The organism is Paenibacillus sp. FSL H7-0690 (genome assembly GCF_037980415.1).
GTDB lineage: Bacteria > Bacillota > Bacilli > Paenibacillales > Paenibacillaceae > Paenibacillus_AQ > Paenibacillus_AQ odorifer.
In genome coordinates this window covers 2,191,702-2,214,246 of sequence record NZ_CP150281.1, presented here as the reverse complement: position 1 = coordinate 2,214,246, position 22,545 = coordinate 2,191,702, and the positions used below count along the sequence as shown (strand labels likewise).

Sequence of the window (22,545 nt, the reverse complement as noted above, 5' to 3'; positions counted from 1 at the left end):
GAGCAAACTAAAGATGCAGGCCCAATAAAATACAGAACAAAACATGCTCAATTCGAAAAGTAGACATGCACCTACTCATCCTTATACAATCCATTCTAAGGTCGCTATTAATTACTTTAACTCTCCTTAGACGCATGTCAGGAGACATAGTACTTCACAATTGGTTCAATAGAATTAATATAACACTCTTTCATGGTGAATAATACAATTTTTTTTAATCAAAGAAGAGAAACTAAATAAAAAATAAAAGGACTGATATTATTGAAAGCTATAGCTCAATTAAATACTCTGAACCCTTTGGGTAATGTAATAAATAGTAATCAACAATCAGCACAAATCAGCGCCAACACCTTTAATCATTACTTATATATAAAGAATCTAGTTCCTGACATACATATACATAATATAGAGCTTTTTCTCATATTCATTTCAACCAGACTAAAGAAAAATTCACTGTCTAAAAATACTTTAGATGAGGCAATCCCTGCTTATAAAGAACATCTAGATCGACTGATTCAAGATAATCCTCAGTTACTACAGCAAAGAAATATCCTTTTAACTAGCCTAGTTTACTTTGTCGAATACTTAAATGAAGTAAAGTCAATGGATGTTCGACCAAAGTTCTCATTGTTACAGTTAAGTCAGCCAATATTTGATGACCTTGGATGCAATTACTTTAGAAAATATATTCATTCTTTTATTGAAAGAAACTATACGAATGTATCCGATAAAATATCTTCTATAAAACATTTTTTAAGAAATAGTCCCATACCAACAGATAACCTTGAAAAACTCACTCTAGACCATGTGAAATTATATGAAAAACATTTTACAGATCGTGTAGTGCGTGAAGAAATCACAAAACAAACTGCTAGAATACGTTTAGATCAAATCAAAAACTTTCTGATTTTTTTAAGGAACCACAATATTATTCACTTTCCATATAAAGTACCAGAGTTTTTATTTGGTACTGAGTCTCGAGACAATAAATTTGTGTCTAAGGATACTCTGCTTCAATATTATAAAACCATTAAGGAAGTTAATGCTTCAGTTTCAGATTTATGCATATTCCTTTTACTAGTTGAAACAGGTTGTAGACCCATTGAAATTTGTAATCTCAAAATCTCAGATTTCAATTTTACTGAATCTCAAATTTCATTTTCATGCTTAAAATCCGTTAAAAGAGTTCTTAAAATCGACTCATATATTAAAAATCACTTACACAATTATATCAAAAATCAAAGGAAATGTAGTCTTCCTAATGAAACAATATTTTGTAATAAATATGGAAATCCTTTAAACACAACTAATATTACAAGAAAGATTAAATATTACAATGAATTGGCTTTCGGTAGAATTGAATTCTCAGCAAAATCTTTACGCCATACCTTTATTACAAATGCATTAAATGAGAGGAAACACCCTTTGGATATCGTATCAAAAGCTGCAGGTCATAACCAATGGCGTTCTACGATGCATTATTTCTATAGAGATCTTCAACTCTTGTTAGATAATACGCTCCAATTTAACCCCCACACAAAGGAGTAAATACTATGGCCATAGAGCACAAATCGAATTATGACTATTATGAAATAAGTAAGGAACTAAACATACCCTATGAAATATTCATGGAATTTATTAAAAACAATAATGGATCAGATCAATCTTTAGTTTTTCAAACTTCCGATATTACTTTAAGAGAAGCTATAAATCAATATTTAATAAACTTAAAAATTAAAGTTAAAATTAAAAAGCGTTCTGAGGAGACTTATAAAACATACAAAAGTTTCCTTGATAACTTCTGTTTATTCATGGAAAATGCAAACTCTGCAGTTCAGATTGGTCAAATAAATGAAATTCACTTAAATGATTTCATATTAACTACTAAGTTTAGAGGTACTAAGCCATCTCTAAATAGTACTAATACCTATACAGGTATATTAAGAGATTTCATTGAATTTTGTTTGTTAGAAAAATGGATTTATCATGATTTCCGCACTCGTTTTGAAGTAGCGGCCATTGATTTACTCCCGCGATACATACCATATGATCAAGTAGAAGCCTTACTAAGAGGATCTGTTCAAATGATTAATGGCTACCGAAACCATGCAATATTAAGTGTCTTAGTAGGTACTGGACTACGAATTAGCGAGCTTTTAGCATTAAGAATAAAAGATATTCATTTAGAAAGTAAATTAATCTATGTTGAAAAAGGAAAAGGAAATAAAGAACGCTATGTTACCTTGTATAAAGAGGTAGAAGATATTTTTTTAGATTTCTTGAATCTTACTAATGTTAAAGATTTAAAAACCAATCCGGATGGATTCATTTTTGCCACCGATACCGAACTAAATGAAAAAAGAAAGAAACCAATTACAAAAAACGCAGTTGAAAAGATGATGAAGAGATTACGTCTCCGTCTAGGTATTGAAGAGAAATATACACCTCACAGTCTTCGTCATACTTTTGCGGTAAGATGCATGAAAAAGGGAATGACCACCGAATACCTAAGTCAAATACTAGGGCATAACGATCCAAGAACTACTTACATTTACATGCAATTGCTCCCTCAAGACTTAGGAGTTGTACTCACTGAAAAATTCCCCTTTCCATTTCCAAATTTACTATTTCGTTCGTTAGGAGTTACGCAAAGTGAGATTAATCAATAAGGACCTAGAAGACTTTTACGTAAACCGTAAGTATGTAGCAAACACTCTATCACGATACAAAAAACTTACTACTATGTTTGTAGTGTATTTATCAGATCGAATAAATAAATCTTCTGAGGAAATTGATCTTAATAAGATCATTTCTATTAAAGATACTAGGGATGTAATAATCGCTATCCGACCAATCAACAGTAAGATTATAGATGAGTATTTTCAGGACCTTCTGAATAAAAAATATAGTTACTGTACAATAATTCAAACAAGGAATGTACTAGTAAGTTTCTTTAGCTTTCTAAAACGAAATTATAATTTCAGTACTCCTATGAGTGATTTATCTTTTGATTTTAAATGCTTAAAACCTCATCCAAGACCTACCTATTGCTTAACAAGACATGAGGTTATAAAACTATTTAATGCTATAGTAAACCATAGTGATGTTGACAATTTGAATCGAGATCTTATATTATTCAGCTTGTTATTTTCCACTGGGAGAAGAATTACAGAAGTATTAAATTTGAAAGTTGAACATTTTGATTTTGAGTTTAATACTTTTAAACTTATTAACTCCAAATCCAAGAGACAGTTAATTATTCCCATGATGGCAGGAATGGGGGCTGCAATAAAGTTATATTGTAATCAAAACGCTTTCTCCAACAAAAGTTTTGTTTTTCAATTCTCTAAAGAAAAGCCATTTTTTACATATAAACAAATCAAAACGTTATTTTATTTCTATTGTGCTAAAGCCAAAATTAGAAATCATGAGTTATATAATACAAGAAGAACTTTTGCTACGCTACTTTATGATGAAAAAGTTGATATCGGCATAATCCAACAACTTCTAAGTCATATAAGGGGAGATACAACTCAGGGATACATCAAACAAAACTATGTTCGGAACAACGGATTGATAATTCAATCCAATCAAGACCTTTACTCCTCTTTTAGAAAGGTCGATTTAGAGATGAATGATATTGAAAAAAATACTGGCTTCGTTTAGTTTTTAATACAAAAGTTTCGGAACACGTCCGTATCTAGGCATTTAAACAAAAAGATTGTCTGGTTCGTCAAAGCCAAGAGAAACCGTCAGATGCCTTGCGAATCTGCATCAGCAGTCTTTCACGCAAAAATCCGGTTGCTCTAGGGTTCAGGGCACCCGGATTTTGGGAAAATTTCTATATAAAAAAGAGAACACCCAACTAAGGGCACTCTCTTGGATGATATCTAAATAAGTAACACCATAGATACTAATCAATCATTCTATATTTCATAATTGATAATTCTGTAACTACTGTAATCCTTATTCATTTTCGTATATTTCCTTGTACATATCGTGCAACTTTTCTTTGAGTCCCACTTTCTTTGAGTCCCACTGATATAAGATCAATCGTGCTTAGATTTCCTAAGGATTGATGTGCTATCTCAATTAATTGGAACAAGAGATATTCCTGAGGGGTTAAATCAACACCCTATAAATATCCAATATATGATGAACCAAATCTTTGATGTGGTAGGTGTAAAGAACTAATTCACAGTTCATTCATTTAGACATCCGTTTGCCGTAAATGCGCTTAAAGAAGGGTGGCATTTAAAATCCCAGACTGGAGTTGCATTATAAGTTTATTACAATTTCAAAACAAGGTCGGTGTTTGTTTTAACTGAATTTATTTCAAGTTTTATCGACACTTTGTATATGATTATTTAAAATCGAGTCTATCCATTCCTTATGTTCCTTCCAGCCATTTAAGACATGTATGCCTTGATATGCAAGCTTTTTGACCCATTCTGTTTCTGAAAGAGGTGAGTCTATATAAGTTGGTTGGATATCAACGATCTGATACTCTGGTTCAAAACCGTCCAACTGAATGCTTGCGATCATTTTTTTATAGGCTCTATACTTATTCGTTTCTCTCTTAAATGGCTGCTTTTCCTGTGTTCTATATTAAGAGTTTGTCCTACATAAAATGGTGTATCTGTCCTAGGATCGATAATGAGATAAGTAAAGTATGGCCCTGGTTGTTCCACTTTTATTGTGGAAAACAGAGTTTGAACAGCATACTCTGTACTATTCAAATAAAAAACCGGGTTATTTGTTCCCTTATACACTTGCATCCACCATATTTCGGCTAATTTAATTATTGAGAATGATATATATACTGCCCCTTTACATTCTTCTACGTACGTTTTGCGCCACCTTCCCATTTATTAGAAATTCCTAATTTTCTTCCTTTCACAACGACATAAAATTTAGTGTTCATGAAACCTCCGGATTAAATATTTGACATCCAACTTATCATCTGATAAATAATACCCGTTAAAATCGAAGTGTTAAAAATCGTTAAAACAGGATCATTTATAGTGCTTAAATGAATGAAAACTAATAATCTTACCTCCAATAACTAAACCCAATATGTTTATTCTTATTATTCAATTGATTAGCTGCGACCTAAATGAAATGTGAGTACAATCTTGAATTGTTCGTTATTAATAATTGAAGTGTTATCCCCCTTGCGAGCTTCTGAGTCTCATCGCCCCAACTCTCATTCGGTAAAGGAAATTCAACCTACAAGCTCCTCAACTTGGCTATCAACCTGGACATGGAGTTCTATTCTCGCTTGTGATTCGTACTCTTTAGATCATTTTTTACTTTAAGTACAGAGAATAAATGTCAAGTATATTATCCAAACTATCCAATAATTCTTTAATTTGTGAATATCTTTCTGAACCCACGCAATCATTTGGGCAAGTATACGTTGTTGGAGATGTAGAAATGAGAGGGTTTATGAAATAGTTATCTGGCAAATCAAATGTTTTATTGATTTTTTCAATTTGTTTATTATATTGCTCAGATTCAAGTCCTCTACCTTTCATGATCTGATCAATGGTAGGTCGGGAGATGTCAGATAATTTCGATAAAGATAATTTCGAATAACCTTTCTTCCGAATAAAAGTTACCAAGTTTTTAGCAATCGTTTCACGGTGATCGAAAAAATTCAGGTTCATGTTATCACACCTCTTTTACCACGTATTATAGTTATATTAAATAACGTCATCTTTAGGTTGTCCTATTCTGGATCGAATCAAGCATAAAACTAGGTAAAAATATTGCGTAGAGTTATTTTAATTTGCTTTCCAAGTAGCAATTCTATGATGGAGTTGTTATTATCTTCACAAGAATCGTTATTTTTATTAGTCTTTAGATTGTTCTAATTTAATATCTAATTACAATAATCGTTCCTAAAATCATATTCTTCCCCCTGAAAATATGCCTATCAGTTTTACCTTACCAGAACGGTAAAAAAGAGGGGCTATCGCCCCCCTCTCTCCTATTTTCCTCAAAAGTACAGAGTATGAAGGAACCTAATTTCATCTTACCAACTTACTAGGAGCACTGGCTAATTCATAAATAGTTTCTCTTATTTTTTCGCATCATTTGGATGCAAATATATCTCTAGCTCCTCAAACCCAATCAACAAGTCATTTATTATTGATTAAAGTATACGCTTCCCTTAAACGCCTTACTAGTCATATTCATTCATCTGCCACTTTTAGTTATTTTTATTTTCAGAAACTCCAAATGCCTCAATAAGACGCTCATATTCTTCCTGTGTAATAGGTAAAACCGAACCATGCCTGAAAGGGTAAGGCGTCTGGAATTTTTGCACTGCCGTTATATAACTTCCATTCTCAATATCTGTTGTTACATAGGGTGTATATTTTTCTCCCCTATAATGGTCTAATAGTAAACACCATTTTTCTTCTTGATTAAGTATGAAAATTGTAGGACCTTCTACGTAATTGACCACGGGTAAGGTATAGCATTTAACCTGATGCCATGGCCTTCAGTATGTGCCGTAGAAACAGTTGCTCGCTGCGCTTCCATAAAAATCTCTTTGAAGTATATTTCCTATAATAAATACATTAGTAGAAATGTAAAACGTCATTTAAAGTATTCTTCTGAACAGCACCTAATCTTTAGTCTTCTACTTCTCACATGAATTTTTATTAACTGATTTAGAACAAAAATTCGTTGAGCCTGAACATCTCAATTTTATCGGAATGGTCTTAGTGGTCAAACCCTCGATCCCTCCACCCGCATAGCGAGTGTTTTTTGTTTCGCGCGTTTCACACACTCAACTGGCTAAAGCCATAACAAAAAAGTAACTTCCCTGTTGGCAAGTCGCTTTACAAATGCTCTGTTGTATATCTCTACTTACAATCTAATTATCTCTTGATCTTAACGCTTCGCCTTATAAACTCATGATAGAGCTTCATGAGCGCTCGCTTTTCAATCCGTGACATATAGCTGCGACTGATACCAAGCTCCTTGGCAATCTCCCGCTGCGTTCGTTCCTCACTACCCGTGTCTAATCCAAACCGCCCAACCACGACCTCTTTCTCCCGGTCATCCAGAATATCAAGGTTGCGGTCAATCTTGCTTTTCTCAATCTTAAGATCGACCTCTTTAATGACATCATCAGCCTCGGAGCCAAGGATATCGATGAGTGTAATTTCGTTCCCCTCTTTATCAGTCACTATCGGATCATGCAATGAAACATCCTTTCGGGTCTTTTTCAATGATCTTAAATGCATCAGGGTTTCGTTTTCAATACAACGAGCAGCAAAAGTGGCTAGTTTTGTGCCTTTGATCAGACGGTAGCTTTCAATCGCTTTAATCAAGCCAATTGTTCCGATGGAGATTAAGCCCTCCATGTCTTTGCCGGTATTATCGAATTTTTTGAGGTTATGGACACGATACGATGTCAACAGAGAGAACGTCTTATATTCGTCCCCCATCGTGTTGATGTCGATGACAAACCAGTAACGGACATCTGAAGCAAGCACACGCTCCCAGGCTTCATCAATCCGGTCAGCAGAAATAGCCTCGATCTCAGATGCAATATTGTGTTCTACGCAGAAATTAAGCGTTTCCTGTGTCTCACGTATTCCGCCAATCTTTGGATTACCGGGAACTCATAACGAGGATGGTGGATTAACACCCAGGCTGAGGTAGGTTTTCTTTTGCTTCTTCAGAAGCTTTCCTACACGAAAATGTATCTCATCCGTTATATTCCCGATTCCACATCTTCATATATTCCCCTTGAGAATATCGACCTGCGCAGCTTTTCACAAAAAATTCTTGTTAATTTTCATAGGTTTTTAGCAACTGATTTATTAGGGGAATTCGTTGAACATTATTTTGTGCAAACTTGAATAGTTACTGTTTGTAATAATTGCTTCGGCTCTGATAGGCCTTGAATACCTTGTGTTTTTCCTATAAATGCTAAGTACTTGTAAATGTCTGAATCCGTGAAAAAACTTACAGATTAACTCGAATTTCCATGCGCTGATGAGAGCTAAAAAGTGAGCTTGATCGGTCGATCGCATAGTGAAACAGAGCTGTTTACAAGGCGCGCTCGAGCAAAGGTAAGTCGGTGATGTGGCGAGAATACACCAAACTGTGGGACAGAAAAACGGCCGCTTCTTTTTGCACATGTCTACTGCCTTCGTGCAGATTGACATTGACTCCATGGCTTTTCTGGCCCAGATAGGTAAAAAAGGAGCATAGCCCTCCACTTTCTTATAGGTCAGAGATACGCCTTTTTTTTCTGGGTACGACTATTGTTAAACGGGTAAACCTCCAAGTCTAGTGGGAGCCAGGACAAGGATTTCCCCTTGGGCCCCGTGGCATAAACGGGGGTTAAAAGAACTTCCAACCCACGCTAGAAAAGTTGGTTATTCAAACTGGGTTCCTTGCCTTGTCTGGAAAAGATGATTGAACGAATAAAGATGATCATAGAAATGAGTGAGAAGACGATAACCACGGGCACTAATAACTTGTTGGCCCGTCTATCTATCACTGGAGAACTCAGGATAAAAACAGTGACTGAGATCAAGTTGCAGTTTTTGAATGTTTTGACATGATCCCCACTCCGAAACCTCTGCACTTCTGGATTGAATAGAGATTTCCTGTACTTTGCTGGATATACAAAATGATACATCAGCAACGATACGTTATATAATTTATGGATAAACTCACTCAAATCACAGTTTTCCCTTCTACACCTCTGTTTTATGCTCATCATAACTCAAGCACTTAGTTAGCACACAGCAAGCTCAAGCTGCGGGGAATTAAATCCTTAGCTATTAAATCTATGAAACTGATCTCAAGTATTACGTCATCCTCACTTAGACTTAAGCGCTTCATTAATTGTGCATATGCCAATAAGAAACTCTCTTGGGAGATTAAATATGCCAAAAACCCCCTGTTTTTCAGGAGGTTAAAAATAGGCTCTCAGTTCATTTTAAATCGATTCTTGTTTTTGAAATTTAGTTTGCCCCAATAAAAAATAAAATACAAGAAATTCCAATAGACCTTATCAACCCTCTGACTCTCTTGAGAGAGTGTTCTTATTGAACAGGTACATCTCTGTAACATGTCCACATGTGTGATGCCTTAATTACTTTGAATTGGATAGAGCATTTTCTTCACTGTATCCAGTACGGTTAAACAATTATAACAAGTGTTCTCGATAATATCAGGTATCCATAGGAATCACTTGGGTACATCAAATAATTTTCTTGAAATAATAATTGTGAATCATTTCAAATAAATCCACTCGTCAAAAAATGAATCATCTGACATCTTATAATATTTCTTTACAAATTGCACAAAGCTCTTCGTATCTACCTGCTTGTACTGAAATTTTTTAAAATAAACCCGCAGGAAACCCCAACCATCCTCCCCACGACTCTCAAATAACCCCCTAAATTTTATAACAGGCTGAGCATAAATTGAAGATGCGATTTGTCCTGCACGATACTCTGAAAGAGGTAAATTAGAGAACTGTCTAGCTGAGTTATATAATTTTTCTGAAAAAGAAAAATCGTTAAGAAACAGCGAGGTAGCTAACTCTGTCATGCCTTCATCTAGCCAACCGTCATTATAGGGATCGTTGCTTACAACTCCATAGAACCATTGATGGGCAATCTCATGAACTAAAGAATGCTTGGTATCCTCTCCTTTTGAATAGACCGTAACAATACCCGGATATTCCATGGATAAACGATCTCCTAGAATAACATCTAATTGCTTGTGTGGGTAGGGTCCGATCTTCTGAATGAAGTAGTGGAGCACTTCCGCAGCAATATCCAAGTAACTTTCCATCTGTTTTTTGTCTTCTTCTACCGACCATAAATTAATCTCTACATTATCGACAGTTCTCCGTATGGGCGTTAATTCTTTAGTAAAGCTGACCATCATTTCCTTAATATTACTAGCCTTTAACTGTCCGTTGAAAACTTCTTCACTGGGATCATTATCAGCGGAGCTGATTACCCTGTAGCTTTCCGGCAGCTTAAACTGGAGTGTAAAGTCACTAAAATCCGTATAAAAAGATTCTATCGCTAAAGTATAAGGTTCTTTATTCCAGCCGATGGTATATGTCGCTAGCATCGGATACCACTGAGCAAGATCATAGCTCTGCGCTGTTCTTGAAAGGCGAATTCCATTCTTCGGTAATGTGAAGGTATACATAACAACCACCTCGGTTTGAGCTAATGGGGCTAAGCCTTGTACCAGTGGAATAGCTAACGTATCCCAATTCAGTGTATAGGATGCACTTTGTCCATTGATCAGTACTTTTTTTAAGTCAAACCGGGCATCCTCCCGATAAACTTCGGACTGATCACGCCGGTCTTTTTGAGTAAAAACATTCGGGATCATGTAAAATATAAGTTGGTCCCACTGATCAGATGAAGTATTGGTGACCTTAATCTCCGCTTTAACTGTAAACTGCCCTTGTTCATCCATCTGCAAATTTAGCTTATAAGCAGCTTTATTTCCGTTCTGTATAGAATCTGGAGTATATTCTGATAAATCGTCAATGTTATCTGAACCAGCAACGGGTATGATAGTATTTGAATCTACTAATGCAGGCACCGCAGTTATATGGTTTGAAACCTTATCCTGAATCATAATCCTCCGAATCGATGCCACAGAAACTATCAGCATAAGAATCAACATTGTTGCCAGGACTATCTTAAGAAGATTACCTTTACGCGCTGATACTGAAGCTTTTCCGGCCAATCCCCTCTTCAGTCCCATGGCAACTGCCAACTCTGCTGGAACGATGGAACCTGCCAGCCCTGCTAATAGTGGAATGAAAGAAACCGGAACTACCACCCACAGTTCCGAGCCTGGGTATTCTCGATATAAAAGGGTTATAAACACACTACCCAGAATAAGAGAGAGCACACCTGATAGAATGCCTGCTATAGCCCCTTCCCACAGAATAAGTCTACGGATAGAGCCTTTTCTCCACCCAATTGCTTTTAATAGGGAAATCTCCTCACTGCGCTCTGATACATTCTGCCACATAATCTCACAAACAGTAAGTATTGATATCATCAGGCATATACCTACCGCTAGATAGTGCATAGGACCAATCTCAGCTGCAGCATACTGACCTAACCATGATGTATAGAAGGTTCCTTGTAAGCGAAAGGTGACAAATAAAAAAAACATCATTAACGTTGCAGGAATTGTCATCGAGAGTATGGATAATAAATTTCGTTTCATTTTCCCATTAAAATGAGCCAGAGCTAGCTGAAACAGATTGCTGACCGGTGTGATGCGCCTAACTTCGGCTGTAGTTTCCCCTGCTCGTAGCGCCTCCATGGGTGAGATTCTTTTCACCATAATCATAGGTGCAATAGCCCCAAGCATGTAGATCAAAAATCCGCAGCAACCCATAAAAAGGAACTGATTCAGAGATATTTGCTGCTCACCACTGAATATAAAGTAGGTTTCAATGGACCAGATAACTAGTGCGACAAATAGCCCTATGAGGCCAGCTTCGGTCAAGATTAACTTGTTTATTTGTGAATAACGCCAGCCAGTAGAGAGAAGTATGGCAAACTGCTTTTTCCGAACAAGAAAAGAAACAAGATTTGTAGCAACGACATACACCACGGCAACAAGCATCACAAGTATAAGCATGCCTGAGAATCCAACCTTAACCTCGTTTACCAGCGTAAAGGTGGCACCAAGCTTAATCCATTTTTGCTCAATCCAACCTAAGGCAGTCTGTGTACCGCTTGGCGGAATCTGAATTAAAACCGACTGCGGGGAAGAAGCAAAGGTTACATCGGCCAGAAGCCCCGTTTGTTCACGGATTGTCTCCGCAACTCGTTCCAGCTTCTGACGGTTCATCTCTGTTACTTCACTCACCCCATCCACTTTGACACGAATCACTGATATTGCTTTATTTCCCATAATATGAATAGCTGCATCCAAAGTTGTCAGCATGGTGGGCGGACTTGTCATAAATCCCAATGGATTATGGATTGACGAAATAGCAACCTGAGGATTAACAGGATGCCCTTCCTTATCTAGTACATATTTGGCTGCAGGAGTGCTATAAGTATCCATCGGAAAAATATTGTCGGCGTCTTTGGCTACCTGAAGCTTGGCAGGATCGTACATTCCGATATATTTGGGCCGCAGAAAAAATTCACCCACCTCATCCGGATTATCCGAATCACTAAGCTTCTCCATGACCCGGTAAAATTCCGGGTACGAGCCGACTCTTGAATCATCCGCAGAGTCAAATGTTTGTAATTGATAGGCATTGGGCCATCTATTCGTATAAGGACTAGTTACTGGCTTAAAAGTCAGAGGCGTAGATCTTAAAAATTCACGAATTCCTTGAACTGGCATGCTATTATTGGAAATACTTTCAATTAAATCCGGAAGTACCTGTTCCGATGTATAATTGTATGTTTGGCTAGAACCGATAGAAACCTTATCCAGATATTGTTCAGCTCCATTGGCTTTAACCTTTTCCATAGAAGCTATAGCTTGTTCTGCAGTTGCAAAAGGAAGATCCAGACGATCATATTGAAAAGAATAGATATTATCAGCAGGCAAGACGTTACTACTTACAAGTATCGGCAAATCAACCAGCTTATATTTATGATCCATTTGTTCTACTCGAGTAATATCCTTTGTATTGAAGTACCGATTCTCCCCATTCGGGAGAGGCAACACAGCCTGGCTTAATCCTACTAATTTCTGTTCTTCTACAGGATCAACTCCTACTAGAAGTCCACTATATTCTAATCCCTGTTCTATTGTATCTACTGTTTGGGAATAATTAATTCCATAATCAGAATACGCTTCTTGGGTTTGCCAAGGTCCATAAGTTATGTAAAAATTAAAATTGTCAGTTGTTTGCGATTGTACTCCATTATTTGAAGTTGTACGTAATTTAAATCTGTAAACACCATATTCTTTTAATTTAGCCTGCTCATTAAATGCAAATCCAAAGCCACTATACCCAACCACCGCCAAGGGAGCCGCTACATCGACCTCAGGTAATTCCTTAATTTTCTGTAATTGTTCCACTGTAATTCCACCTGATATTCCTCCTGGGAGATTAGGCTCCATCAAGCTATTCTGCTCATCAGTCAAGATTGTTCCCTGAGGCCGAACGAGGATATGGTATGAGACCTGCCACTTGTTCTGCAAGGTCTCCATGACTGTGCCTTTATTCGATTCTGTTAATCCGGACAGTAAACTAAGCCCTGAACTAACAATAAAGACACCAATAAGAAGTATAATAAAACGTTCCTTATTGCGCCACCAGAATGAACCGAGTAAACTTAGCATAGAGCTTCACTTGCAGAATGCGCCCTCTCCTGTAGCACTCGTCCATCTTTGATTTCAATAATACGCGTAGCTTTCTCGGCCAACTGTTGGTCATGCGTGACCACAATAATACCACATCCGAGCTCTTTCTTTAATTGATATAGTAATTCGTAGAACACCTCCGCATTACGAGAATCTAGATTCCCTGTGGGCTCATCAGCCAACAACCATTTAGGTTCGTTCACCAAAGCTCGGGCAATAGCTACCCTCTGTTGTTCGCCGCCCGATAACTGTGAGGGTAATGAATTTGCTTTGTCTACAAGACCCAAGTGCGATAACAACGCTTCAGCTTTCTCTCTATAATTAACAATCGTTCTTCTTCCGTAGAAAGGAGACATTACATTTTCAATACAAGTTAGCGTAGGGAGAAGATGGAAATGCTGAAATACAAACCCAATCGTTTCAAAACGAAAATCTGCCAACCGATTCCCCTTTAATCTTGAGACATCTACACCACTAATTTCAATTCGGCCTGAAGTTGGCTTATCAAGTGTTCCTAATAAACTTAACAACGTCGATTTTCCCGATCCTGAAGAACCTACAATTGCAGTAAATTCGTCCTGTTGAAATTCCAAATTAATATCCAGAAGAGCACGAGTCTCTACATTGCCTCCCATGTATGACTTATTTATGTCAGTCATTAAAATAGCGTTTGTCAAAATATATATCTCCTCCTATATTTTGATCTTATTCTATATAAAGCAGGTTTCTTAGATGAATTCTATTCATCCTTCTATTCTAATTTTCTTTAAAATAGGAACAATTCAAACAGTTTAAGATATATCAGCGCAAAAAAGTATTTACTAGATAGTTATTACACACATTCGAATAGCCAATTTGTATTTAAACATTCGTGAGCTTAGTTCAAGTTAAACACTAGCAAAAGAAAACTTTCCTTTTAATCTTATCTGATTCACCATCTCATAAATTGCTTCTATCAATATATTTAGATCATTAATCTTAGTTAATTCATGAAAACTCAATCTAACACTGCTTGAAGATATATCTTGATCATTAGTCATTGCCATTAGTACACGGCTTATTTTATTTGATTGAGAAGAGCATGCTGATTGAGAGGATACTACAATTCCTTTTTGAGAGAGCATATTTATTAATATAGCAGAAGGAACGCCTTTATGTGAGAAGTTTAATATATGAGGTGCACAATAACTGTCGGGGCTATTAACTGTAAGTTGCGGTATTGCTAAAAGTCTAGAATATATATAATTGTGTAATTCATTTAGATACTTAACTCTCAATTGTTGTTCTGAAGTAGCTATCTCAATAGCATGTGTTAAACTAACTATTCCTGGTACATTTAGTGTACCTGATCTAATTCCATATTCTTGATTGCCTCCATATATTATAGGTGAGATTACAGTTTTATCTTTAATTATTAATGCACCAATTCCTTTAGGAGCCCCAATTTTATGCCCTGATATGGTAAATAAATCTATGTTATCCAATTCAATGTTTATCTTACCTAAAGCTTGTACTCCATCGACATGAAAATATATATGATCTCGTGATTTGATTATTTTTCCTATTTCTTCAATAGGCTGAATAGCACCTGTTTCATTATTAACATGCATAACACTCACTAAAATAGTATTATCTTTTATTGATTCTTTTATCTTTTCAACTGATACAATACCATTAATATCAACGGGTATTACTGTTATTTCTACGTTTTCTTTCTCTAGTTCTTTACAACAGTTAAATACAGATGAATGCTCTATAGCTGATAAAATGATATGCGGAACTACTTTACTATTTTTCTTATTTGCACGGACAACACCTAAAATCGCTAAATTATTACTCTCAGTGGCTCCAGATGTAAAAACTATTTCATTTGGTTTTACTCTTAGGTTTTTGGCTATTTTTTTTTTAGATTCTTCCACTAACTCGCTTGCCTCAAAGCCCATTTTATGAACCGATGATGGATTGGCATACACGTTTTTAGTAAAATGACAAAATGTTTCACATACTTCAGGATGTAAAGGTGTCGACGCACAATAATCAAAATATATTTTATCCATTTTTCCTCCTATAATTTCGCTATTTGGACAATTGCATTTCGATGCCCTTTTTTTGATGGAAAATACTTTTTAATTCTTCAAGGTTATTTATAGTTCCTTTTTTATATACAGTTTGAAAATTGTCTACTATTAAAAAAAATGGGTGTGTCTTTATAAAAAAATCACGTTCCAAGTGTTCATCATCAATCGCTATTATCGGAAATTTCCATTTAAATCGACTTATCATTTCTTTATGATCTTCATGACTTCCATTAGAAAATAACACAAAATCTACTTTTTTCGAATTGGATATTTTCTTTATAAAAGGCATTATTTGTATGCACCGTACGCAATATATTGATATAAAAAATAATATCGTATTATTCTTTATAATAATTTCATTCCCATTCTGATCAAAATAACTTTTATCAATAATCTTTCCCCCGATATTAGGACCATTCTCCATATTCATAATCCAACCTCGCATTCAATAAAGTTCTTTCTAATATTTATTTACGATGCTTTGCTAATGATTTTATGTATATCTTCTTTAGAATTAATAGTTCCTTTTGATAATATTTCTCTTTCTTTTGAGATATAATAGACAAAAGGAAAAAACTCAGTATTCAAAAACCTCATGTCCTCTTTTTTATATAAAATCACAAGTATTTCTGCATCCATTTTTTTTTTCAAACTTTCTATTTCTTTCTCATTCCCAAATAGATATATAATAAGACTCACTTGTTTCCAATCATCTTTTATGTCCTTTATTTGTCCAAGAATTTCAATGCAAGATTGACATGTAATAGACAAGAACAATGCTAAAGAACCATCTTCTTTTTCGATAAAAGATATTTTTTTTTCATTAATAGGAAAAAAATCACCCACAGCTAGACCATGAGTATCTATCGAAAAAAAATTATTAGAATCTTTCTTTTTCCTAAGAAATAAAAATATAACAATAAAACTCGCACCACAAAATATAAATAAAAAATAATGTAAGTTGGATATAATAAATCAACTCTCTTCAAGGATATTTAATATTTATGCTAGGGGAATAAATTTGACTTATGAGCTGCTGCAATTATAATCTTATGTATAGCCGCAGCTCACAAGTCAATGGTTAAATTAATTTAAAACTAACAACATACGAATAGTGATGTATAACCACATTCTTCTCTAGTTGTACAATCAAGCAATAATTTTTCTTTAAAATTATAAAGGCCTGGTGTATTACTACATTGGTAAAAAGTTTTTGAACGGCATACCGTCGGACCATCCACTTGACATGAACAGATCACTACTTTAGGTTCAAATCCCAACATTTTCGAAATAAACTCCATTTTTTCTCACCTCCTCTCATAAAAAATAAGATAATCTTTTTTTACATAAAATTTTTCAATTTAACTTTCTAACATAGAAACTAAATTATTAAGATCTTTCAATTCAGTTATATCTTCTACAGTTCCTTTTTGATTAAATGATAACAATGTAGGTACTTTCTCTATTCCAAAAATATTCATTATTTTTGTTGATCTTACAATTGAGAACTTGTACTTTCTATCATCTATATCAAGCGATGAATCTTTAGACTTATCACTTTTTATAACTAGATAGTTATTAATTAATGTTTGCTCCTCTAACTTATCTAGTACTTGAAAACACGATCCACAGTGATCACTTAAAAATATCAATTTTGTTATATTGCCAAGAAATTTATCAGAAGAAATTACCCCCCCCCTTTGGTCCTTAGCTTTAAATATAGGTAGTTGATCATCTATACTAATAATTTGTGCAACTCCATTTTTATGAAAATTCTTGGTATAAGAAGCAAATGTTTTTGTCAAAAGATATAAAAATATAAGTTGAATTAGCATCAATATCCAAAGTAATATATTAGATACTCCCAGTAAATTCCACATTATTATCTCTCCTTATTTATATTAGGCTTATAAACATTATTTATTACTCTATTTATTAATATAATATTCTTGTATATAAAATAGACGAGACATAGACAAACACTTACATAAAATGTAATAAAATGATATTCATTGTAAAAACTGAAATCATATTGGTTAGTATAACCAAATATAGCTATTATGCTGTATGTACTAAAAAAAACACATAAATTAAGTGCCTGATACTCTCTTTTCAAAATAAAAACATTAAATATTTCTATGAATAATAATATAATCAAACATAGTAACGCTACTTTATAATAATCAAGTAATAAAGCAATACTAAGAAATACTTTTGCCCAAATGTCAGTAAATTTAGAATATCTAGAAATAATAATAAATTTAGAATTTTTGATTGAGTATTCATTAGTATTTCTTTTTCCTATGGTAGATAATAATAAACACAAACTAATAATATTTTTGAACAATATTATAATAATCATTTGTCAACTCCCTTTTTAACTACTCACAGTTGTCCTATTTTCTATTTTGGTAGAGTATATTTTATAGTATTCCCCGCCCTCAGCGATTAACTGGTCATGAGATCCTTGTTCAGTAATTCTCCCCTGATTCATCATAATAATTTTATCAGCATATTTTGCAGATGATATTCTATGGGATATAAAAATAACAGTTTTTTCATGTGCGGTACTTAGTAATTCTTTGAATATTTGTATTTCTGATTGAGAATCTAGAGAAGCAGTTGGTTCGTCAAGTACTAATATATCTGAATTTCTATATATCGCTCTTGATAGTGCCAATTTTTGCCACTGACCTCCTGAAAAATCGATACCAGGTTTTATAAAATTACCAAGATACGTATTGTATTTCTCAGGTAATTCCATGACAGTATCATGGATTCCCGTTTTTTCACTTGCTAAAACTATAGCGTCTAGGTTATCCAAGTCATTATTAACATTCCCAAAAGAGATATTATCCTTGATGCTATAAGGGTATTTAAGAAAATCTTGAAATATAATAGCAAACTTTTCTCTAAGTTCCTCATCTTTGATATTTTTTATATTTTCACCCGAGATTTCTATTTCTCCTTGATACTCACTAAATAGACCTACTAGACATTTTATTAACGTTGTTTTACCAGATCCGTTATTACCTATAATTGCTATTTTCTCTCCTTTTTCAATTGAAATATTAATGTCAACTATTGCAGGATGAGTCTGATTCGGGTACTTAAACGTAACATTGTGAAGATTCAAAAATGATGAGCTATTACCACTAGGGAAATTAATATTTTCTTCTTGTGATTTTTCTTCCAACTCTAAAAAATTATGAAGATCTTTCAAATATAACAAATTAATTTTTATATCTGAGTAGCACATTGATAATCTATTAAGAGCACCTTGTGTATTTATCAAGGCTTGATTCACTACAACAAAATCACCTATCTGTACAGATACAGCTTTTTTTATTAAAAATAGTATAAAAACAGAAATGAATATATAAAAAATTGAATTAATTGATTCTGTTCCGATTTTTATAAAATATTGTTTCTTTTCCAAAGAAATTATTTTGTTTGTTTGCTCTTTATACTTTTCGCTCCATTTATTTGTAAAATAGAAATATAAAGAATAAGCCCTTATTTCTTTCGCATGGTTTCTATCATTAAGAATTGAATATAAATAACTCATCTCTTTGACAAGAGGAGAATTTTCAACGCTTAATTTGAATTTATTCTTACCAAGAACTGAGTATATGTAGAACAAAGGAACTGTGACTAAAGCACAAATTATCATCAATTCCCAATTTATTGACCAGAGTATAAACGCGTATGATCCTACACTTATCAAAATTCTTATTAAATCTTTCATATTTCTAATAGGAGACCAAAACCGCTCAGATATATTACTATTAATTCTACTTAAATGATTATGAAATTCTGGATCATCAAAAAGTAACAATGGGATCTTACTAAGCTTATTGACCATTTCGATTACAAGAGTGTGTTCAAGTATCAACAAATTTTTTTTTTCGAAATACTGTTCACAATAACTAATGCCAGTAACAGTTATTTGTAGGATAAATTGAGCAGCCAAAAGGATTATAATATTATAATAAAGTGAAGAATTGGAGCTAGTTTTGATAAAGTTAGATACTTCGTTCAGGAAATTTTTAGTGATCATTAACGAAAAATAAGGTGCTATTCCTAATATTATGCTACAAAACAAAGATGATATAATAAGACTTTTTCGTTCTTTCCATACATATTTAGTACTCCAAATTAGCAATTTGTAGCTCATTTTAGTCCCCTAATGTCATCGGATTTAATTACGCTATTCGCTCGACTTCTTCCCACTTATTTTCTATCATTTCAAAGACGGCACTGTTTTTGATAATTTCACCATTTCTATCTACAAGTAAGTAATATGGAGCTATTGGAAATCCATTCATACTTAACTTATCCTGTTCAATATCTATTATTAAAATTTTTTTATCAAATTTTAAATGAAAATCAGATATTGAATTTCGTTCATCATCACTTCCCAATAGACTTAAAACAGGAATTTTTTTATGTATATTTTCTTCTAATATTTTATCTAGAGTTTCATAGCAAATAGAACAAGTTGCATGAGAGATGATAAGAATAAATGAAGACTGAAATGAAATAATTGGGATATTAAATAACGAATATATATTTTCCCCAACTTTATTCGATTTGTTTTTCTTCCTTAGAGTATCCACATGTTTAAATACTGGCATTAAAAATGCAAAATTTATGCTTACTAAAATAGCAATAAATAATGCAAATATAAATAATGCAATTATTATTATATTTGGAATATAATCATACAATGAAAATCCCCCTCCCATAAAAAACATATTTTCACAATTTATTGTTTAAATAGATATTATCAGGATTTTCCATATAAATATATGCATCTTTCGATCTATTTTTTGTCGTTTTTTGTAATTAACAATAAATTATGCTTTATATTGTAATAATTAATCACTGTCTGACAAATAGAGAAATAAGGTTGGAGTGTTTTGCGCTGGAAACTAGAATAGCTGCCCTGTAATTATAAAGATGAAAATCATAAAAATGAAATTAGTAGGAGTTCTCATGAGATAAGCTGGGGAGTAGGTGGAACCTCAATTTATCCTTGCTGGGATCGAGTCTATCCGAAAAATAAGTAAGAAAAATAAGTAAGAAAAATCTAGTGGAAATAAATGCGAATGGATATCAATCGAGAAAAAATATAGAATTAACTCTCTGTAGTTACGTAATCGTTTTAATTATTTTATTCATTAAGGAGTTGTACCCACTAAGTTATCTTTTAGAGCATTATTGGCTCCGGGTCGCTCGCTACACTACGTCTCTTTCCAACGCCTGCCGATCTTCAAAAACTCACCGTTCGACAGGTAATCGTCGGCTGGAAAACGGTCATAAAACGACACAGTGGCGAACGTAGGGCTAGCGAGTTGCTGGCTCCAGCAGCTAAATCAGTCGGCGCGAGGCATGCCGAGAAAGCCTACAAGCTCTATCTAAAGCAACTGCTGGCCGAGTACGATCAGGCTACCGAGCAGTTTCAGGTGATCGAGAAAGAAGTGGTAGTTACGATAAAGCGGATCCCACCGGCTACGCCAATACTTGCGATCTGTTGCTGGCATTTTAGGCGAAGCCGGCGACCTCAGCGGCTATACGTATGGTAATGCGTCGCTGCGGTATACCGGTCTGACCAGACCAAGCAGTGAATGCCAAGAATGTTAAATGCAATGAAAACTAGTATTAATCATTTCTCTGAGATACCTAAAACTTCATTGAAATCTTCAATGAAGTTACTAGTAAGGCTAGTATCATTGATTGCCTCAACCCAAATCATATTTAAGGCACCCGATTACTTCTTATTTCATATCTAAATTCATCATTGATTACCCTTATGAGTGCAATATTATGTGCCTTTGCATACGTGGTTGCCCCACATTGAAAAGAACTTGAAGATACTAATATTCCTTTATGAGCTCCACTAGATCTAATCCTATCTTTTAGCACTTGAACATAATCTCTTTTTACTGGGCTTTTGTGATGTTTACATTCTACGAGTACTAAGAAGTGAACACCTAATTCTTCAAATCGTATTGTCAAATCTATATTATATACTCCATCGAACCCTACAATATCTTTTCTATGAGCAATTTCAGCAAAAGGATATGTTTTTCTGAAGTAGTTTAATACGAATAACTCATATTCCTCTGGAGAAAGTTCTGCATTAGGATACATTCTTTCTGGTGGAAAAGAATTATTAAAACTCATATGTTCTGATCCTTTCCTTTTAAAGAATTTTGAAATTTTCTATTGTTTTAAAAACAAGATACCGTAAGATGTATATTGCTTTCAAAAAGTCGCAGAGTTAAATTATTATTCTATAGCTCTTAGATAATGCAATTAATAAACACGGCATATATGTAGATTCAGCCACCATAAATATATCAATTCGCTTGAGAAGAAGCTTTCATAACCCATTAACCCATGAGCGATCCTATTCCTTAAATTACTTCCAAATCGCTCAACCAAAAGTCCTTGTAAATCCTCTTTTAATAATACTATCATTTCCAAAAACAATAGGCATTATATCTTTCTACCGATCGCAAATGTGTAAAATCATACAATTTATTAATATCCCCACACCAGAGTATTCAATACTTAACACGATACTTTCACAAAATCTATGTATCATCTTGGGGCCCCTAAGGGAATTGTTATCTGCATTCTATCCCTCAATTCAAGGCTTACCTTTCAGATTTGATTTTATTCGATTTTTCAAATGACCTATAAAGATCTGACCAGGTTCAGAAGGATCGAATTTCTTGATAACAGCTTTATGAATTAAATCGATTTCTTTAGCAAAATTGTAAGCATTGGGCCCAAAACCCAAACTCCTCTTTAATGGTCTATAGTATTTGATTAGAATTTCCGTAGCCTCATCCTCCTCATATCCCCGAAGTTTAAGTTCACGAATTACGTCTTTAATGTAGGATTTATCCATCATATGTCTACTTGTTGGATTGTTCATACATCCTCCTCCAAGATCCCATGTATTAGCTTGTGACTTAAAAAAATGTTTTCATTATTTCCGTGTTATTTTTACAACATTTTGAATCTTGTAGATATAAGTCTAGCGACAATAATAACTCCTCCTTTTTTTGCTAACGATCATTTTAGACTACCTATC

General features: G+C 34.1%; 15 protein-coding genes and 1 pseudogene. 3 read left to right on the top strand and 13 right to left on the bottom strand.

Features of this window, described 5'->3' with window-relative positions; translation table 11 throughout:
- The first annotated feature begins 261 nt into the window (after positions 1 to 261).
- From MHI32_RS09570 to MHI32_RS09560, 3 genes are read left to right on the top strand one after another with little or no spacing between them, the layout of a single operon-like run.
- Positions 262 to 1,548 (top strand): site-specific integrase, encoded by a 1,287-nt coding sequence (locus MHI32_RS09570; protein WP_340012229.1) that lies wholly within the window; start codon positions 262 to 264, stop codon positions 1,546 to 1,548.
- 5 nt (positions 1,549 to 1,553) lie between these two features.
- Positions 1,554 to 2,669 (top strand): tyrosine-type recombinase/integrase, encoded by a 1,116-nt coding sequence (locus MHI32_RS09565; protein WP_340012228.1) that lies wholly within the window; start codon positions 1,554 to 1,556, stop codon positions 2,667 to 2,669.
- Positions 2,653 to 3,666, top strand: coding sequence for a site-specific integrase (locus MHI32_RS09560; protein WP_340012226.1), 1,014 nt, complete (start codon positions 2,653 to 2,655; stop codon positions 3,664 to 3,666). Before MHI32_RS09565 ends, MHI32_RS09560 begins: the two co-directional genes overlap by 17 nt.
- A gap of 1,643 nt (positions 3,667 to 5,309) precedes the next feature.
- Here the strand turns inward: MHI32_RS09560 and MHI32_RS09555 are convergent.
- From MHI32_RS09555 to MHI32_RS09495, 13 genes and pseudogenes are all read right to left on the bottom strand, one after another.
- On the bottom strand, positions 5,310 to 5,669 hold the full coding sequence (locus MHI32_RS09555) for a hypothetical protein (RefSeq protein WP_340012225.1): 360 nt from the start codon (positions 5,667 to 5,669) through the stop codon (positions 5,310 to 5,312).
- Between the two features lie 1,221 nt (positions 5,670 to 6,890).
- Positions 6,891 to 7,532 (bottom strand): RNA polymerase sporulation sigma factor SigK, encoded by a 642-nt coding sequence (sigK, locus tag MHI32_RS09550; RefSeq protein ID WP_340012708.1) that lies wholly within the window; start codon positions 7,530 to 7,532, stop codon positions 6,891 to 6,893.
- 1,073 nt (positions 7,533 to 8,605) lie between these two features.
- Positions 8,606 to 8,710, bottom strand: a pseudogene (locus MHI32_RS09545) (IS200/IS605 family transposase); the annotation flags it as partial.
- Positions 8,711 to 9,267: 557 nt separating this feature from the next.
- Positions 9,268 to 13,338, bottom strand: a complete 4,071-nt coding sequence (locus MHI32_RS09540) for an FtsX-like permease family protein (protein ID WP_340012224.1) — start codon at positions 13,336 to 13,338, stop codon at positions 9,268 to 9,270.
- Complete coding sequence (locus tag MHI32_RS09535) at positions 13,332 to 14,036, bottom strand: ABC transporter ATP-binding protein (protein ID WP_340012223.1); 705 nt, start codon at positions 14,034 to 14,036, stop codon at positions 13,332 to 13,334. The genes MHI32_RS09540 and MHI32_RS09535 overlap by 7 nt, the downstream gene beginning before the upstream one ends.
- A 210-nt stretch (positions 14,037 to 14,246) precedes the next feature.
- Positions 14,247 to 15,416 (bottom strand): cysteine desulfurase family protein, encoded by a 1,170-nt coding sequence (locus MHI32_RS09530; RefSeq protein WP_340012222.1) that lies wholly within the window; start codon positions 15,414 to 15,416, stop codon positions 14,247 to 14,249.
- Between the two features lie 19 nt (positions 15,417 to 15,435).
- The gene (locus MHI32_RS09525; RefSeq protein ID WP_340012221.1) at positions 15,436 to 15,867 is read right to left on the bottom strand and encodes a hypothetical protein; all 432 of its coding nucleotides are present in this window, start codon (positions 15,865 to 15,867) and stop codon (positions 15,436 to 15,438) included.
- A gap of 41 nt (positions 15,868 to 15,908) precedes the next feature.
- Positions 15,909 to 16,283 carry a hypothetical protein gene (locus MHI32_RS09520; RefSeq protein ID WP_340012220.1) on the bottom strand — a complete coding sequence of 125 codons (375 nt, stop codon included), beginning with the start codon at positions 16,281 to 16,283 and terminating at the stop codon, positions 15,909 to 15,911.
- 515 nt (positions 16,284 to 16,798) lie between these two features.
- Positions 16,799 to 17,317: a hypothetical protein gene (locus MHI32_RS09515; protein WP_340012219.1), complete on the bottom strand. Its 519-nt coding sequence runs from the start codon at positions 17,315 to 17,317 to the stop codon at positions 16,799 to 16,801.
- Between the two features lie 497 nt (positions 17,318 to 17,814).
- Positions 17,815 to 19,614 (bottom strand): ABC transporter ATP-binding protein, encoded by a 1,800-nt coding sequence (locus MHI32_RS09510; protein ID WP_340012218.1) that lies wholly within the window; start codon positions 19,612 to 19,614, stop codon positions 17,815 to 17,817.
- Positions 19,615 to 19,642: 28 nt separating this feature from the next.
- Positions 19,643 to 20,167, bottom strand: a complete 525-nt coding sequence (locus MHI32_RS09505; protein WP_340012217.1) for a hypothetical protein — start codon at positions 20,165 to 20,167, stop codon at positions 19,643 to 19,645.
- A gap of 1,030 nt (positions 20,168 to 21,197) precedes the next feature.
- Positions 21,198 to 21,626, bottom strand: a complete 429-nt coding sequence (locus MHI32_RS09500) for a restriction endonuclease (protein ID WP_340012216.1) — start codon at positions 21,624 to 21,626, stop codon at positions 21,198 to 21,200.
- A gap of 469 nt (positions 21,627 to 22,095) precedes the next feature.
- Complete coding sequence (locus tag MHI32_RS09495) at positions 22,096 to 22,386, bottom strand: hypothetical protein (protein WP_340012215.1); 291 nt, start codon at positions 22,384 to 22,386, stop codon at positions 22,096 to 22,098.
- Between the last annotated feature and the right edge of the window lie 159 nt (positions 22,387 to 22,545).

What these genes read in the sequence shown, in the direction of transcription:
- MHI32_RS09540 (WP_340012224.1), bottom strand. Translation starts at nt 13,338, where the DNA reads ATGCTAAGTTTACTCGGTTCATTCTGGTGGCGCAATAAGGAACGTTTT.
- MHI32_RS09530 (WP_340012222.1), bottom strand. Translation starts at nt 15,416, where the DNA reads ATGGATAAAATATATTTTGATTATTGTGCGTCGACACCTTTACATCCT.
- MHI32_RS09525 (WP_340012221.1), bottom strand. Translation starts at nt 15,867, where the DNA reads ATGAATATGGAGAATGGTCCTAATATCGGGGGAAAGATTATTGATAAA.
- MHI32_RS09515 (WP_340012219.1), bottom strand. Translation starts at nt 17,317, where the DNA reads ATGTGGAATTTACTGGGAGTATCTAATATATTACTTTGGATATTGATG.
- MHI32_RS09555 (WP_340012225.1), bottom strand. Translation starts at nt 5,669, where the DNA reads ATGAACCTGAATTTTTTCGATCACCGTGAAACGATTGCTAAAAACTTG.
- MHI32_RS09510 (WP_340012218.1), bottom strand. Translation starts at nt 19,614, where the DNA reads ATGAGCTACAAATTGCTAATTTGGAGTACTAAATATGTATGGAAAGAA.
- MHI32_RS09500 (WP_340012216.1), bottom strand. Translation starts at nt 21,626, where the DNA reads ATGAGTTTTAATAATTCTTTTCCACCAGAAAGAATGTATCCTAATGCA.
- MHI32_RS09565 (WP_340012228.1), top strand. Translation starts at nt 1,554, where the DNA reads ATGGCCATAGAGCACAAATCGAATTATGACTATTATGAAATAAGTAAG.
- MHI32_RS09495 (WP_340012215.1), bottom strand. Translation starts at nt 22,386, where the DNA reads ATGAACAATCCAACAAGTAGACATATGATGGATAAATCCTACATTAAA.